The organism is Cetobacterium sp. ZWU0022, assembly GCF_000800875.1.
Lineage (GTDB): Bacteria > Fusobacteriota > Fusobacteriia > Fusobacteriales > Fusobacteriaceae > Cetobacterium_A.
On the sequence record NZ_JRJZ01000084.1, the window covers coordinates 17,682 to 34,439 of the forward strand.

Annotated in this window: 17 protein-coding genes; 2 read left to right on the forward strand and 15 right to left on the reverse strand. The window is 30.8% G+C overall.

All coding sequences use genetic code 11. The annotated features are described in order from the left end of the window. Window positions 1-18 precede the first annotated feature (18 nt). The 5 genes from L988_RS07000 to L988_RS07020 are packed head-to-tail and all read right to left on the reverse strand — an operon-like array spanning window position 19 to window position 5,741. Complete coding sequence (locus tag L988_RS07000; protein ID WP_047382888.1) at window positions 19-1,326, reverse strand: TRAP transporter large permease; 1,308 nt, start codon at window positions 1,324-1,326, stop codon at window positions 19-21. After that, window positions 1,326-1,805: a TRAP transporter small permease gene (locus tag L988_RS07005; protein ID WP_047382890.1), complete on the reverse strand. Its 480-nt coding sequence runs from the start codon at window positions 1,803-1,805 to the stop codon at window positions 1,326-1,328. Before L988_RS07005 ends, L988_RS07000 begins: the two co-directional genes overlap by 1 nt. Window positions 1,806-1,817: 12 nt before the next feature. Further along, the gene (locus tag L988_RS07010) at window positions 1,818-2,795 is read right to left on the reverse strand and encodes a TRAP transporter substrate-binding protein (protein ID WP_047382892.1); all 978 of its coding nucleotides are present in this window, start codon (window positions 2,793-2,795) and stop codon (window positions 1,818-1,820) included. 19 nt (window positions 2,796-2,814) lie between these two features. After that, window positions 2,815-4,305 (reverse strand): UxaA family hydrolase, encoded by a 1,491-nt coding sequence (locus L988_RS07015; RefSeq protein ID WP_047382894.1) that lies wholly within the window; start codon window positions 4,303-4,305, stop codon window positions 2,815-2,817. Beyond that, window positions 4,305-5,741, reverse strand: coding sequence for a tagaturonate reductase (locus L988_RS07020; RefSeq protein ID WP_047382896.1), 1,437 nt, complete (start codon window positions 5,739-5,741; stop codon window positions 4,305-4,307). Before L988_RS07020 ends, L988_RS07015 begins: the two co-directional genes overlap by 1 nt. 197 nt (window positions 5,742-5,938) lie before the next feature. Between L988_RS07020 and L988_RS07025 the strand changes: the two genes are divergently transcribed. Next, on the forward strand, window positions 5,939-6,580 hold the full coding sequence (locus tag L988_RS07025) for a GntR family transcriptional regulator (protein WP_047382897.1): 642 nt from the start codon (window positions 5,939-5,941) through the stop codon (window positions 6,578-6,580). Between the two features lie 51 nt (window positions 6,581-6,631). Here the strand turns inward: L988_RS07025 and kduD are convergent, their stop codons facing one another. The 9 genes from kduD to L988_RS07070 all read right to left on the reverse strand — a co-directional run bounded on the left by kduD (window position 6,632) and on the right by L988_RS07070 (window position 15,113). Next, a complete protein-coding gene (kduD, locus tag L988_RS07030; RefSeq protein ID WP_047382899.1) occupies window positions 6,632-7,393 on the reverse strand; it encodes a 2-dehydro-3-deoxy-D-gluconate 5-dehydrogenase KduD in 762 nt (253 codons plus the stop codon). A 65-nt stretch (window positions 7,394-7,458) separates the two neighbouring features. After that, window positions 7,459-8,295 (reverse strand): 5-dehydro-4-deoxy-D-glucuronate isomerase, encoded by an 837-nt coding sequence (kduI, locus tag L988_RS07035; protein WP_047382901.1) that lies wholly within the window; start codon window positions 8,293-8,295, stop codon window positions 7,459-7,461. Between the two features lie 21 nt (window positions 8,296-8,316). Then, complete coding sequence (locus tag L988_RS07040; protein ID WP_047382903.1) at window positions 8,317-9,624, reverse strand: TRAP transporter large permease; 1,308 nt, start codon at window positions 9,622-9,624, stop codon at window positions 8,317-8,319. Between the two features lie 33 nt (window positions 9,625-9,657). After that, window positions 9,658-10,125 carry a TRAP transporter small permease gene (locus L988_RS07045; RefSeq protein ID WP_047382905.1) on the reverse strand — a complete coding sequence of 156 codons (468 nt, stop codon included), beginning with the start codon at window positions 10,123-10,125 and terminating at the stop codon, window positions 9,658-9,660. A 29-nt stretch (window positions 10,126-10,154) separates the two neighbouring features. Then, entirely contained in the window at window positions 10,155-11,147 is a 993-nt protein-coding gene (locus L988_RS07050) for a TRAP transporter substrate-binding protein (RefSeq protein WP_047382906.1), read from the reverse strand. Between the two features lie 42 nt (window positions 11,148-11,189). After that, a complete protein-coding gene (locus L988_RS07055; RefSeq protein WP_047382907.1) occupies window positions 11,190-11,861 on the reverse strand; it encodes a GntR family transcriptional regulator in 672 nt (223 codons plus the stop codon). Between the two features lie 188 nt (window positions 11,862-12,049). After that, on the reverse strand, window positions 12,050-13,399 hold the full coding sequence (locus L988_RS07060) for a 6-phospho-beta-glucosidase (protein WP_047382908.1): 1,350 nt from the start codon (window positions 13,397-13,399) through the stop codon (window positions 12,050-12,052). 52 nt (window positions 13,400-13,451) lie between these two features. Beyond that, entirely contained in the window at window positions 13,452-14,783 is a 1,332-nt protein-coding gene (locus tag L988_RS07065; protein WP_047382910.1) for a PTS sugar transporter subunit IIC, read from the reverse strand. A 15-nt stretch (window positions 14,784-14,798) separates the two neighbouring features. After that, complete coding sequence (locus L988_RS07070) at window positions 14,799-15,113, reverse strand: PTS sugar transporter subunit IIB (protein WP_047382912.1); 315 nt, start codon at window positions 15,111-15,113, stop codon at window positions 14,799-14,801. Between the two features lie 240 nt (window positions 15,114-15,353). Here L988_RS07070 and L988_RS07075 point away from each other — a divergent pair, with 240 nt between their 5' ends. Next, the gene (locus tag L988_RS07075; protein WP_047382914.1) at window positions 15,354-16,472 is read left to right on the forward strand and encodes a replication initiation protein; all 1,119 of its coding nucleotides are present in this window, start codon (window positions 15,354-15,356) and stop codon (window positions 16,470-16,472) included. Window positions 16,473-16,508: 36 nt separating this feature from the next. Here L988_RS07075 and L988_RS07080 read toward each other — a convergent pair whose 3' ends face one another. Next, window positions 16,509-16,730, reverse strand: coding sequence for a DUF6485 family protein (locus L988_RS07080; protein WP_047383005.1), 222 nt, complete (start codon window positions 16,728-16,730; stop codon window positions 16,509-16,511). Window positions 16,731-16,758 lie beyond the last annotated feature (28 nt).

Genomic DNA, 16,758 nt, shown 5'->3' on the forward strand with positions numbered 1-16,758 from the left:
ATTTTTTCATCTCCCATTTTAAATTAATCCGAATATCTTCGGTAAGAATAAACTGATTGCCGGTACATATGTAACTAGTAATAAACCTATCAACATTACAATAAAGTAAGGTAAGATTGTTTTTATAATCTGCTCTATTTTTAAATCTGCTATTGCACAACCTAAGAATAAGGCATTTCCTACTGATGGTGTACAAAGTCCTATACATAAATTATAAACCATTAAAATTCCAAAGTGAACTGGATGCATTCCTAATGCTGTCACCACTGGTAAGAATATCGGTGTAAAAATTAATACTGCTGGTGTCATATCCATAAATGTTCCTACAACTAATAATAAAGCATTTATTATCAACAGTATTATATATTTATTATCTGATATTCCTAATAGTAAGTTTGTTATGTATTGTGGAATTTGTGAATACGCTAATGCCCAAGACATAATACTTGAAGCTGCCATTAAGAACATTATAATTCCAGTCATTTTTATAGTTTCATCAATTATTTTCTTCATAACTACTTTATTTAAATTTTTATATATCATTGAAAGAACAAGTGTATAAATTACAGCTATTCCAGACCCCTCTGTTGCTGTAAATACACCTTTTATAATTCCACCTATTACTACTATTATAAGTAATAAACTTGGTAATGCATCCAATGTAACTTTTATAACTGTTGCCATCTCTGGTTTTGGTTCTACTGGATATTTATTTTTTTTAGCAAATATATAAGCTAAAATCATTATTCCAAGCCCCATAAGCATTCCTGGTAGATATCCAGCTATAAATAGAGCTCCTATTGAAGTTCCACCACTCACTAATGCAAATACAATAAGCACATTACTCGGAGGAATTAATAGCCCCGTTGGACATGATGTTATATTTACTGCTGCACAATATTTAGGATCATATCCCTCTTTTTTCTGTAATGGATATATAGTTCCACCTATCGCTGCTTCTGCTGCAACTGCCGATCCAGAAATTGCTCCAAACAACATATTCCCTAAAATATTAACTTGTGCTAACGAACCTGGTAATCTTCCTCCAATTAACTTAGCGAAGTTTACTAATTTTATTGCTATTCCACCATTATTCATTATATTTCCAGATAAAATAAAGAATGGAATTGCTAATAAAGCAAAGTTATCCAATCCCGTTATCATCTTTTGAGCTGATGCAATTATTGTCATATCTAAAGGTAATGATAATAATATCGCTATAAATGATGCCAATCCTATTCCTACTGATACTTGTAAACCTAAAGTTAAGAATACAAAGAAACTTGCAAATAAAGCTACAGCTACTATTCCTATACTAACTCCCACTATCTCTCACTTCCTTCTGACTTTATCTCATCCATTATATATCCTATAAAGTAAAATATATTAATTACCCCTGTCATTGGTAGTATTGAATATACTAACCCCATTGGTAAATGAAGTATTGGTGAGAACTGTTTCATTGTGTTTAATGTTAACAGTGTTCCTCCCCAAACCATAACAAATCCCATAAAGATGATACTGAAAATTGGAAGTATTATCTTTATTGTCTTCACTTTACTAGGATGTAAAAATGTATGTAGATAATCCATCGAAAGATGAGCTTTTGCCCCAAATGAATATGTTGTTCCTAACATACCTATCCACATCAATAAAAATCTCGCAAGCTCATCTGTGAAGATGCTTGGTGAGTTAAATACATATCTTGAAACTACTTGCCAAGATACTGTTAAAACTATTATCGTTAATAATACTGCCCCAATTACAAATATAAATTTATTTATACAATCTCTTATTTTATTCATTTTTTGCTCCCACTATTCAAAATTTCTTATTTTCTCAACATAACTCTTAACTAATTCATTAGTCATAACTTCGTTATATAGAGGTTGAACTTTTTCAATAAACTCAGTTTTATCAACTTCGAAAAATTGTACTCCATTCTCCTTTAAAGAATCTACCAATTTATCTTCAGTTTCAAACCAAATTTTATTTTGATAGTCGTATGAGTTTAGTGCTGCTTGCTTTACAATAGCTCTCTCCTCGTCATTTAATTTATCCCACGCTTTCGTATTCATCACTAAAACATCTGGTGATATCGAATGCTCATCAAATACAAAGTAAGGTGCTGTTTCATAATGCTTCGATTCTGCATAAGAAACTAAGTTATTTTCAGCTCCATCAACAACCCCTTGTTGTAAAGCTGTATATATCTCTCCAAAGCTCAGTGGCGATGGACTTCCCCCTAATAAATTTGTCATTCTTACCATTGTTTTACTTGTTTGAACTCTTATTTTTAACCCCTTTAAATCCTCTGTATTTTTCACAGGTCTTTTAGTATAAAAGTTTCTTGTTCCAGAGTTATAGAATGTCAATCCAATAAATCCTCTATCGATAGTCGCTGCTAAAATCTCTTCTCCAATTTCAGATTTAACAACTCTTAAGTGATGATCCATATCTCTAAATAAATATGGTAATGATAAAATCGAGTATTCTTGTGCAAAACTTTCTAATGGACCTGCATTTGTTTTTATTATGTCAATAGCCCCAGCTTGCATAAGCTCTGTTATCTCTCTTTCCCCACCTAATTGTCCATTTGGAAATATTAATACCTCTATATCTCCGTTTGTTTTCTCATTAACCTCTTTTCCAAACTCAACCATTGCTAAATGCACTGGATGACTCTCTGTTAACGCATGTGCCAATTTTATTTTTTTTGAAGATCCCCCTTCACTCTTGCCACACCCAGTTAATATTGTTAGTGCTAAAACTAAGAAACTAATAATTTTTTTCATTGATGCCTCCGATTAATCTTTATAAAGTAACCCCGGATTTAAATATTGCAATCTCTTGGAATCTATTTAATTCATTGTTTACTTTTTTCCCATTTATTACTTCAACTATGTAGTCTATAAATTCATTTAGTAGCTCATCCATAGTTATATCCTCTGATACCAATCTTCCTGCATCAAAGTCTATCCATCTTTTCTTTTTATTATATAACTCACTATTTGTAGATATTTTAACTGTTGGAACATATCCACCATATGGATTTCCTCTTCCCGTTGTAAATAAAACCATATGACAGTTTGCTGCTGCTAGTGCTGTTGTTGCAACTAAATCGTTTCCTGGAGCACTCAGCAGATTTAACCCCTTCACTTTTAAAGTTTCTCCATATCTAATTACATCTACAACCTCTGACTTTCCAGATTTTTGAGTACAACCTAGTGATTTATCCTCTAAAGTTGTAATCCCTCCTTTTTTATTTCCAGGTGATGGATTCTCATATATCTCTTGGTCATTTTTTATAAAATACTCTTTAAAATCATTTATTAAAGAAACACATCTATTAAAGACATCCTCATTCTTACATCTTTTCATAAGTAGCGTCTCTGCCCCAAACATCTCAGGCACCTCTGTTAAAACTGTAGTTCCACCTTGAGATACGATATAATCCGAGAACTCTCCTAACATTGGATTTGCAGTTATTCCAGATAACCCATCTGAACCTCCACACTCCAATCCAAAGTTTATCTCCCCTAAATTAGCCTCTTCTCTTTTATCATTTAACATATTCTCATAAAGTTTTAGAAGAATATTTTTCCCCTCTTCTACCTCATCCTCTACATCTTGAGAAACTAAGAATTTAACTCTATCAGTGTCATACTCTCCTAAAGTTTTTTGGAACTCAGCAACCTGATTGTTTTCACATCCTAAACCTAAAACTAATACTCCACCTGCGTTTGGATGTTTAACTGTATTTTGAAGAATTGTTCTTGTATTTAGATGATCCTCTCCCAATTGAGAGCAACCATAGTTATGTGTTAAAACATTTATATTGTCGATTTTTAAATCTCCAATCTCTCTTAAAAGATCCTCTTTTATACGTTGAGCTATTCCGTTCACACAACCTACAGTTGGAACTATCCAAAGCTCATTTCTAATTCCCACATCTCCATTTTTTCTTTTATAAACATCGATTTTTCTTTCAGATGTCTTTAGAATTTTTTCACAAAACTCAGGAGAATAGCTGTAGTTATTCAAATCCTTCAAATTTGTTTTTGTATTGTGAGTATGTACCCACTCTCCCATTTTTATATCTGAAAGTGCATGACCAATTGGCATTCCATACTTTATTACATCTTCATCTTGAGCGATATCTCGAAGGGCAATTTTATGCCCTTTCAATACATCCTCTAATACTGTAATCTCTTTATCTTCTAAAACTATTTTCTCATCTTTCGAGTAATCTCTTAAAACTATTAAGACATTATCTCTTTCATTTATTTTTATAAACTCTTTCATTATTTAACCTCTTTTAAAGCTTTTGCAACTCCAACCTTGTCTATATTTTCTAAGTATTTAGCTACTAAATCAGTCATACCTTCTACTGCATTTAAATCAGTATCCCAGTGACTCTCTAATCCTAAAACTGTTTTTGCAATCTCATTGTAGTTATTCGTTTTCCATAACTCTTTATACATATCTAAGTGATGTCTATCATCTCTTAATTGGATAGCATCTCCATTCTCTCTAACACCTTTGTAGAATCTGATCAGTGCAGCTAATGAGAATAAAAGCTTTTTAGATAATTTTCCTGTTCTGCTATTTAACTCTAAAACTTGTGGTAAAATTCTAGATTTATATTTTGCCATTGAGTTTAATGAGATATCCATTAACATATGTTTTACGTATGGATTTTTGAATCTGTTTATAACAGCATCTTTAAACTCCTCTAACTCTTTTTTATCCATATCTAAAGCTGGAATAATCTCCTCATCGATAGCTGATTCGATAAACTCTCTTAAATCATCATTTTCCATAGCTTCTCTAACTGTATCTATTCCATATAAATAAGCCACTGGAACCATCGCAGTATGAGCACCATTTAAAATTCCAACTTTTCTCATTTTATATGGCTTTAAGTCATCAACTATTAGAATATTTAAATTTAACCCCTCTAATTTTAACTCTTTAGTTAATATATCTTTTGGTCCTTGAATTACAAATAGATAGAAGTATTCTCCTGTTGTTATAAAGTTATCAGAGTATCCTAACTCTTTTTCTAACTCCTCTTTCTCTCCTCTTGGATATCCAGTTACTATTCTATCAACTAGTGTAGAACACCAGATATTTCCATTGATTAACCAGTTTGTGAACTTTTCTCCTAAGTTCCAAAGTTCAGCATATTTTAAAACAACTCTTTTTAACTCTTCACCGTTATAGTCAATTAACTCACACGGTAGTAAGATAAATCCTTTTGTCATATCTCCATTGAAAACAGTAAATCTTTCATGAAGTAGTCTTGTTAATTTTGCTGGGAATGTAGCTTGTGGTTCATCGTCATATTTATCTTCTGAACTGAAAGTGATTCCAGCTTCTGTAGTATTTGAAACGATAAATCTCATATCCTCGTTATGAGCTAACTCTAAATACTCTTTAAAGTTTTTGTAGATAGGAATCTCTCTGTTGATTGATGAGATAACTGTGTAGTCTTTTACAACTTGTCCACTTTCGTTTATTCCTCTGATTATTGCTGTATAAAGTCCATCTTGAGTATCTAATAAAGGAACTGCATCAAAATCGATTGGCCTTACTACTGCAACACCTGCATTTAAATCTGTATTTTTATTGATTATATCTAATTGCCAGTCAAAGAAACATCTTAAAAAATTTCCCTCTCCAAATTGAATTACCTTTTCCGAATATTTAGGTAAATTTAGCTCTTTTCTTGTTAACATAACTCTCTCCTTTTCTTGTGATATATCACTATTATATTACGAGTATATTATATTTTGTAGGAAAAAGCAAGTTTTTTTAATAAAAAATAATCTCTATTTATTTTTTTTGTTCTCAAAAAGAACATTTTTTGTTTAGTATTGGTTTTTTATAAAAAATATTATATAATATATGTATAAAAAAATAGGGAGTTATATTTATGAAAAGTTTAAAAGAGAAGGCTTACGAAGAGATTAAAGAATTAATTATTTCTGGTAAACTAAAAACGAATGAACGAATTGATGAAGATTTTTTATCTAAATCACTACAAGTTAGTCGTACTCCTGTTAGAGAAGCTATCAACAAACTCGAACAAGAGGGATGGATTAGTATCGTTCCTAGAAAAGGGATGTTTGTTAAAAATATTTCAATAAAAGAGATCAACGACATTTTTCAAGTTAGAAGCAACTTAGAACCTATCATACTCAAAATGGCTTTTTTCAAAATTGATAAGAATTATCTTTTAGGTTTAAAAAATAAATTTTTAGAATTTTCAAGTAAAGAGATTTTAACGTCTGAAGAGAAACAAAGTCTTGATAACTTAGATAATGAGCTACATATTTTTATTCTTAAAAATTGTGCTAATGACTATATTATCAAGATGATGGAAAATGTTTACGAACATAATATGAGAATTAGAAATTTAAGTCCTCAACCTCCTATTAGAAGATTTGAGGCAATAAAAGAGCATATGAATATCATTGATTTTATTTTAAATGACAATTTAGATGCAGCTATTGAAGAGTTGAAGAATCACAATTTAAAAGCTAAAGAAGGATTTTTCTACAGTTTAATTGACTAACGGAAAACAAAAGTAAATCAAAAAAGGACCGAAAGGTCCTTTTTAATTATACTATCTTACTAACCATCCACCATCTATCGCTAAGATGTGTCCGTTTATGTAATCTGCTGCTTTTGATGATAAGAACACCGCTCCTCCAACTAAGTCAGAAGTTTGTCCCCATCTTCCAGCTGGTATTCTTCCTAAAATCTCATCATTTCTCTTTTGATCAGCTCTGATTGGTGCTGTATTTGCTGTTTCAATATATCCAGGTGCAATTGCATTTACTTGGATATTATCTACTGCTAACTCGTTTGCAAATGCCTTAGTTAATCCTGCAACTCCATGCTTACTTGCAGTGTAAGATGGAACAAACTTTCCACCTTGGAATGATAACATTGAAGCTATATTTATTATCTTTCCTCCACCTTGCTTTTTCATCTCAATAGCTGCCATTTTACTTAAGTAGTAGATTGATGATAAGTTTAAATCGATAACTTGTTGCCAGTCTGAGTTAGGTCCCTCTAATAGTGGTGATCTTTTGATTGTTCCTGCGTTATTTACTAAAATATCAACTCTTCCAAAAGCTTCGATACATTTAGATACAGCTTCCATCGCTACATCCTCTTTCGATAAATCTCCAGTTGCGTAAGCTACCTTTCTTCCAAGTGCTTCAACCTCTTTTATCATATTTTCCATATTATCATCATTATATGTAAAGATGAATAGATCTGCTCCTGCTGCTGCTAACCCCATTGCAAGTGCGTTTCCGATTCCTACGTTTCCACCAGTTACCATTGCAACTTTTCCTTCTAAATTAAACATATTTAACATTTTTCCCTCCTAAATTAACCTAACGATGTCGTATAATCTTTTTATTTTTTTATTTAATTATTATCTTACTTGATTTCGTTCATTGGAACATGGTCCATATCTGTGAACGTTTGGTTTTCTCCAGCCATTCCCCAGATGAATGTGTAGTTCTTTGTTCCTACACCTGAATGGATTGACCAAGATGGAGATATTACAGCTTGCTCATTAGCCATTACAATATGACGAGTTTCATTTGGTTGCCCCATTAAGTGGAATACTCTTGAGTTCTCATCCATATCGAAGTAGAAGTAAACCTCCATTCTTCTTTCGTGAGTGTGACAAGGCATTGTGTTCCACATGTTGTTTGGATCAAGTTCAGTCATTCCCATTACAAGTTGACATGACTTACACACAGCTGGATGAACATATTGGAATATAGTTCTCTTATTTGAGTTTTCTAAATCTCCTAATTGAACTTTATTAGCTGTTGTTCTATCTATCTTTACGATTGGATATGTCACGTGTGCTGGTGATGAGTTGATATAGAACTTTGCAGGGTTATCTTTACAATTAGAAGTAAATGCTAACTCCTTGCTTCCCATACCTACATATAATCCATCTTTTGCTTCCATATTATATTCAACACCGTCGATAACTACTTTTCCAGCTCCTCCAACGTTGATTATTCCTAGCTCTCTTCTCTCTAAGAAGAATTCAGAACCTAACTCTTTACATCCTTCTAGTTTCACTTCAGTTTCTATCGGCATAATTCCACCTGCTATCACTCTATCAACATGAGAGTACACAAGATTAACTTCATCAGCAACGAAAACTGTTTCCATTAAATAGTGCTTTCTTAACTCCTCTGTAGTATAGTGCTTTGAATCCTCAGGATGATTTGCATATCTTACATCTAACTTCATTTTCTAGACTCCTCTTATCTTTTATTTTATTAACCCTAATAGGTTTGGTAACCACAATGATAGCTGTGGTATAAAAATTACTAAAAATAATATTATCATTGTAACTACATAAAATGGTAACAAACTCTTAAATACTTGTTCTATACTAACCTCTCCAACTTTACATCCTGTGAATAGAATTGGTCCAACTGGGGGTGTTATTGTTCCTATACATAAATTGAAAACTATCATTATTCCAAAATGAATCGGACTCATTCCAAAGCTCTGAGCTATTGGTAAAAATATTGGTGTAAATATTAAAACCGCTGGTGTAGGATCCATAAAAGTACCTATTATCAACATCAGTACATTCATTATTATCAAAATAACTGCATAGCTATCTGTCATTCCTAAAATAGATTTAGCTATAATTTGAGGAATATTTGTAAACGCCATTACCCAAGACATTATCGATGATACTCCGATCATAAATATAACTATTGAAGTCATTTGAGCTGAAGAGAATAAAATTTTTGGTAGATCATTAATTTTCAATTCTCTATATATCAACGATAGTCCTAAAGAATACACAACTGCAATTGCAGAACCTTCTGTAGCTGTAAATATTCCTTTTAAAATTCCTCCAATTACTATTAGAATTAATAGTAAACTTGGAACCGCATCTAAAACTATTTTCACTTTTTCATTTAAAGTTGTTTTAGTTGATGAAATATAGCCCTTTTTCTTAGCCATTATACCTGCTATTGCCATAACTCCAAGTCCCCAAAGAACTCCAGGTAAGTACCCCGCTATAAATAGTGCCGATATTGAAACACTTCCTGCAACCGTTGAATAAACGATTAATGTATTACTTGGTGGTATTAGCATTCCTGTTGGTGCTGAAGCTATATTTACAGCAGTACTAAACTCTGGACTATATCCTTCTTTTTTTTGAATTGGTCCTATTGTTCCTCCAACTGCTGCTGCTGCTGCAACCCCAGAACCACTAATTGCTCCAAATAACATATTTGCAACTACATTTGATTGAGCTAATGATCCTGGTAATTTCCCTCCGATCAACTTTGCACAATTAATCAAACGCATCGCTATTCCACCATTATTCATTATATTTCCGGCTAATATAAAGAACGGTATAGCAACTAATGAAAACGAATTAGTTCCGATGAAAAGTCTCTGAGCTGATGTTAACATAGCTCCTTCAAATGGTAAAACCATTAACATCGAAATTGTTGAAGCAAAACCTATACTTATACTTATTGGAACACCTATTAGTAAAAAAATAGGTAGTGACATAAACATTATTAAACCTGTTTGTAATGCTAAGTTCATTTTTTCTCCCGCTTCCTTTCAATAAAAAGTTATTTATTTTGTAGTAACTATTTTTTTTATATTAAGAATTGAGTAAAATAATATAAAGACTCCACTCAATGGTATCGCTGCATATACTATTCCAATAGGAATTTGTAATGAAGCATCAATTTGAACCATTTGTCTCACCGAAGATATATATCCTCCATAAACAAGTACTCCTAATGTAAAAATAAATATTACAACTTCTTGTAAAATATCACATACTTTTCGAATTGTTTTAGGAAATTTATCTTTTACAAAAGCTATTTGCATATGTTCTCTTTTTCCAAAGATAAATGCAGCTCCAAACAAAACTAACCATATAAATAGATACTGACATAATTGTTCCGTCACTGCACTAGGTTTGTTGAAAACATACCTTGTAAATACTTGCCAACTAACTAAAATTGTCATTATTATCATAACTACAATACAAAAGATTTCAATTATTTTATCTAATTTATCTCTAAATTTTTCCATTTATTATATTTCTCCTATACTAAAATCTTTTATTTAGTTAAATCTCTAATATCTTGATATATTTTCTTTGTCACATCTGAAGTGTTTACTACATCTTCTTGTAATGGCTTTACATTTTCTTGGAATTGTTCAATTGAAATATCAATAAACTTGGCACCATTTTCTTCTGCTAATTTTTTAGATGCTAATACATTTTCATTCCAAGCTTCAAACTCTGACTCTACAGATTCTCTTATTAACTTATCAAAAATCTCTTTATTTTCTTTTGTCATACCTGTATAAATTTTATCATTAATAATTATTAAATCTGGTACCATTAAATGGTTTGTATATGAGAAATATTTTGAAACTTCATAATGCTTTAAATCTGCATAAGTTACCTCATTATTTTCTCCACCCTCTAAAACACCTTGTTGAATTGCTGTATAAACTTCACCTTGGGCCATAGGAGTTCCAACACCACCCATTAAATCAACCATTTTCTTCATTGTATCTGATTGCATAACTCTAATTTTATAACCTCTTAAATCTTCCGGTTTTTCTATGGGCTTATTTGTATAAACCGATCTAGCTCCAGCTGTATATGCACCTACAACTTGAAATCCATTTTTTCCAACCGATTTAAATAAATCATCTAATTTTCCTGATAAAAATACACTTTTCTGATGATCTATACTATCATAAATATAAGGTAATCCAATCACTGCAAAATCTTTATTAAAACTTTCAACAACTGGGTTTCCTACAACTGCCATTTGAATGACACCATTTTGTACTAATTCTGCTGAAGCTCTTTGATCACCTAAAAGAGAATTTGGTGATATTTCAAGCTTATATTGACCATTTGTCTCTTTATCTAGTTTTTCCCCAAATTCTTTTAATGCCTTATACTGTGGATGTGCTTCTGATTGATTAAATGCAACCTTTAATGTTGTTGATTTAACTTCCCCCTTGTCTCCTGAACACCCCATTAAAAAACTAAAAAAAATTACCCCAAGACCTAATTTCATTACCTTTTTCATTTTCTCCTCCAATATTACTTTTTTTACTTCTATTTTTTCTGCTTACCCCACAGTAAAATAATGTGAAAACTCCCCATTTATTAACTCTTGCAATCTATTTATTCCACTGTTAAGGTGAGCCTTTATAACCTTTTCAACTTTCTTAACATTTTTTTCCTTTATTATTTCTACTAGCATTTTATGATCCTCATAAATAGCATCAAAATTTCTAACCCCAATAATATCTAGCATTTTGAATCTCTTATAGTGAATCTGTGCTTTTTCTATCTGCTCCCAAACAAATAGTTTATTTGTTGCTGCAAACCAAGCTTTATGGAATTCACAATCTAACTCATAAAACTCTTTTGGTTCAAACTCTCTTTTTAGCAATAACTCTTGAAGCTTTAAATTATACTCCATTTGAGCTATAAATCTATCATCTAAAATCTCTATTACATCTTTTATAACTTGTAACTCTATGACTATTCTCATGTAGATACTTTGCTTTATTATATCCATATCTAATAAGCTTACGTAACTTGATTTGAATGGGACACTTTCAATTAAACCTGCTGAATTCAGTTTACTTAAAATATCTCTACTTGGAGTTCTTGAAACTCCATATTTTGTACTTATTTCCTGTTCAGTTATAACTTGACCTGGTTTATATTCTAAATTCATTATTTTTTCTTTTAACTCTTCATATATATTTTCTGTATTATTTTTTGTCGACATTTTTTACTCCTTAATACTCTTCATTAAATTAAACAATCGCTATAATTGTATACGATTTTAAATTTAGTATACAATTATACAGTGTGTTTGTCAATTATTTTTTCAATAAAAAAATAAATCACATCTCAAAAAATTGTTCTATTTTAGTTTTTTTTAAACAAAAAAAGAGTGGTTATCCACTCTTTAAATTAATATTTATATCTATCTATTGCATTATGGAATTTCGGTAAATAATCCCAGTTCTCTCTAATTATCTCATCTAAAATAGTCTTTGCAACTGCTCCGCTCGTAACTAACGGATTTATTGTTAAAGCTTGAAGTGCTTTCCCATAGTTTCCTGTAACAGCAGCCTCTATTGTCAATTGCTCAAAGTTTTTCATAAGTTGTAAAATCCCTCTAGCTTCTAATGGCATAGGTTTTTGTGGGAACGGCTTAACTCCATCCTTGTACACTTTTGCAGATACCTCTACTGCACATCCTTCTGGCAAACAATCAATTAGACCATTCTCATTTTTAGTTGAAACAACTATTACTGTTCCTTTATCATTGTATATTGAATTTATCAATTCACAAGCTGCATCAGAGTAGTATTGTCCTCCTCTTTGCTCTAACTGTTTTGGTTTAACATTTAGTTCAGGGTCTTTATATAATTCAAATAACTCATTCTCTACTTTTTTAACTTGCTCTCCTCTTGTTCCTTTTCCACTTCTTATCTCTTCTAATTGATCTGCTAGCATCTCATCTGTTAAGTAGTAATATTTATGATATGCACAAGGAATCATTCCTAAATCCATAATTTGCTCTCTAATCCAAGGTTTTCCATGTCTTAAGTTCGCTGGTAGGTTTTCAATATCTGTAAGTATCTTTCCTAACGCTTCCTCTGTTCTATCTACTCCATTATGTAAAACTTGTCTTCCCCAGAAGAAGTGATTTAATCCTCCACATACTAACTCTATCTCTTCATCTGGAACTCCTAATGCATCAGTTACAGATTTTCTAACTCCAATAGGTACATTACAAAGTCCTGCTACCTTTATATTAGGATAGTATTTTAAAACTGATTCTGTTACCATTCCACTTGGATTTGTAAAGTTTACTAACCACGCATCTGGACAAAGCTCTGTCATATCTTGACAAATATCTAAAATTACAGGAATTGTTCTTAAAGCTTTAGCAAACCCTCCAGCTCCATTTGTTTCTTGTCCTATCATTCCATATCTTAAAGGAATTCTTTCATCTCTTATTCTAGCTTGTAATAATCCTACTCTGAATTGTGTTGTAACAAAATCTGCATCTTTTAAAGCTTCTCTTCTATCAAGAGTCAAATGTACTGACATCTTATCAGCTAATCCAGCTTGTTGAACCATTCTTTTTGCTAAATTTCCAACAATTTCTAACTTATCTTTTCCATCCTCTATATCAACTAGCCAAAGCTCTTTTATTGGTAGTTCATTGTATCTTTTTATAAAACCTTCAACTATCTCTGGAGTGTATGATGATCCCCCACCAATTGTAACTATTTTTACTGGCTTTTTCATAATTTTGTTCCTCCTATGTTTTAAATTCTATATTTTATATTTAACTTTTTAATTATAACTCACTTAATAATGATTCTAAGCTTTCCTCTTTTTCAACCTCATTTTCAGATGCAGCTAATTGAGCATCATAGATTTTAAAGAACGGATAAAATACTACTACTGATAACAAAATACTAAATACTCCTAACAAAGCTGTTGAAACAGAGAATCCTGCTGCTAAAAATCCTGCAATTACTGGTGGTGTTGTCCACGGAATAACTGTAAATGGAATCTTAACTATGTCCCACTTCATTAAGAACCAACTTACTAAAGTTATAAGTAAGGGATTTAAAATAAATGGAATCATAAGTAGTGGATTCATCACTATAGGTGTTCCAAATATTACAGGTTCATTTATATTAAATAACGATGGTGTTATTGATAACTTTCCAACCTCTTTTAACTGCTTCGAACGAGCTCTAAACAGCATTAGAAGTACAAATCCAATCGTAGCCCCACTTCCTCCAAGTTTCATAGTCATATCTGCAAAAACTCCACTTGATATAATATATCCGTTTGAGTATATATTATCAATTCCTGCTGCTGCTAAAGAAGCGTTATGCATAGTATTTTCTAACCAAATCGGATCCATTATTCCCCCGACTATTGTTGCACCATGAATTCCAGCACACCATAGTATAGTTGTTATTAGTACAACAACAATCTGTCCAGGTAAAGATGTACTCGCAAATCTTAAAGGTGTTCCAACTAAAATAGTTATCATATCATGGAAGTTTCCAAAGTTTGTATTTACTACAACTGCTGTTATTATTCCCCAAAAACTTATTACAATAACTCCTGGAATAAGTGACATAAATGTTTTTGAAATTGCTGGTGGTACACTTTCAGGCAGAGTTATTACAAAACCTCTTTTTATAATTTTTGTTACCATCTCAACACTTATTAAAGCTATAATAACCCCTGCAAAAAGACTTTTAGCTCCTAAATATCCCATATCAATCTTTCCATCGACAGCTGTTGGAATCATCGTCACAATAAAACTTGCAACTGCTATTATTCCATTTGATAGTGCCATCTCTGGCATTCCAAATCCAATTGTCATTCTATACGCAACTGAAAGAGCTGCAACCAATCCAATTATTCCAAAACAAGCTGTAGATATGTATGAGAAATATCTTCCCATTCCACTCGCTTCTATAAGCTGACTATACCCTGGAATTGGTAAGAAGTTTAAAATTAAAAATAATGATCCTACTATAGTCAATGGCATTGTTGCTACAACTCCATCTTTTATAGCTACTACATGTCTTTGAGCTGCAACTTTATTAGCAACTGGAACAAAGTATTTATTTAAAAAGTTATTAAATTTTTCAAATATCTTCATCTGTACACTCCCTTTCTATTTTTTAAACTCTTTTATAGCTAATATGGCATCTTTTAATACTCCAAGACCGTCCATCATTCCATATTTTTGAGTATTTATTGTAAGAACTGGAAATCTTCCATTTGCTAATCCTATCATCTTTTCCTCTAAGAATTTAATTTGTGGACCTAGTAAAAGTATATTTATATCATTGAAATGATCTGGTGCTTGCATCTCTGGAACTGCTTTTATTTCAGCTTCTAACTTATGATCAGCTGCTATCTTTTTCATTTTGTTAACCAATAAACTTGTTGACATTCCTGCGTTACATGCTAGTAAAATTTTAATCATAACTCTTTACCTCCAATTTTTTTATATTTCTATTCGCATATTTTGTTCTGTTCTTGTTATTAAAATACCACTTAATTACATTTTTTGTCAAATTTGTAAAAATTAGCTTTATTTTTCGTCTGTTTTACCTTATAATATTTTCAAGAAATCAAAATAAATATCTCTTTTTCGTTTGTTTAACTTTTTTTCTAGAAAAAAATATTTAAAAAATTTAATTTTTTTTAAAAAACGGAGGAATTTATGTATTATCAATTGGAAAATTTTAATAAAAGAATAAATAATGCTAACTTTAGCTTTGATTTAAATTCGAATCTAAATAAAACTGAACGAACTTTTCTAAACTATCTACTAAAAAAATTTTTAAAATTAGATGATTTAAAGGTTCAAATTCCTACTGAAGAAATTTTAAACTTTCTAAAGTTGGACTTACAAGAAACCAACCTATTTTTAGAACGTTTATCTAAAAAATCTATTCTATATAATTTCAATGATTCATCTGATGATATTTTAGGAGCTTTTAATCTTATAAACTCATATCTTATATCTAATAAGATAACTTTTATTCATCTGCCTAAAGAGGTTAAATATTCAAAATATATAAAAATTTTATACAGTTTTTCAAATAAGCCAACATATAAATTTTATAGCTATTTCATTAAAAATTTTATTTTAAAAAAACGATTTGAAGTGAAGCTAGAAGATTTTAAAGATATTCTAAATTCAGAGAATAAATATGAACGTTTTTTTGACTTTGAAAAAAATGTATTAAAACCTTTGCTTAAAGATTTAGAAGCCTCTTATAAAATCAGATATGATAAAGTTAAAATTGGATGCAATTTAAATAATAAAGTCATTGCTATTGCTTTTTATTTTGAAGACGAGATGTGGGAAGCTGATGAAGATTTGAAATTGAGAAGTATACTATTTATGATTAAAAGTGATTTGCAAGATGTTGCTGAGGTTTATTCAATTTTAAAAAATGGTATTCAAAACCATGGGTATGATATCACATATAAAACTTGTTTTAAAATTAAGCAACTCTATAAAAAAAGTGCACTTACTTTTGATGAGGTTTTAAAAGCGAGTTTTAAAAAGTTAGATTTAAAAGATATTGAACCAGTTGTATATATAAAAAAAGTTTTTAGCTCTCCAAAAGAGCTAAAAAAATGCTTCACTCATGAACTTGAAAAAATAAAACCCGGAATTATGTTAGATACCTCTGTTTTTTGCGAAAAGTTCCTTCAAAGTCTTTTTCTTTTAAAAGATGACAAAATTTTACATTTTAAAAACTCTGATTTCTCTGTTTTTATAAATTGGAAAAATGGAGATGAATCTATTGTTAAAATTTACTTATTTTAATTTTTTAGGAAAGAGGCAGTGACAGCCCCTTTCCATTTACTCCTCTTCTTTACAATGCTTTTCTACAAATTTGCTAAAACCTACGAATGTATAATCCTCATTCTCAGGTCTCTCTAAAGATATTTTTTTAAAGAAGCAAGATGGAATTTCGTCTTTTTTTAAACACTTGATAATACAAAGATCACACCCTTTATCATGATTTACTGGGTGTAATGGACATTTGTGATCTGTACAGCTACAAAAATCTTTTGCATTCATATTTTTCCTTCTAATTTTAAATAAATTA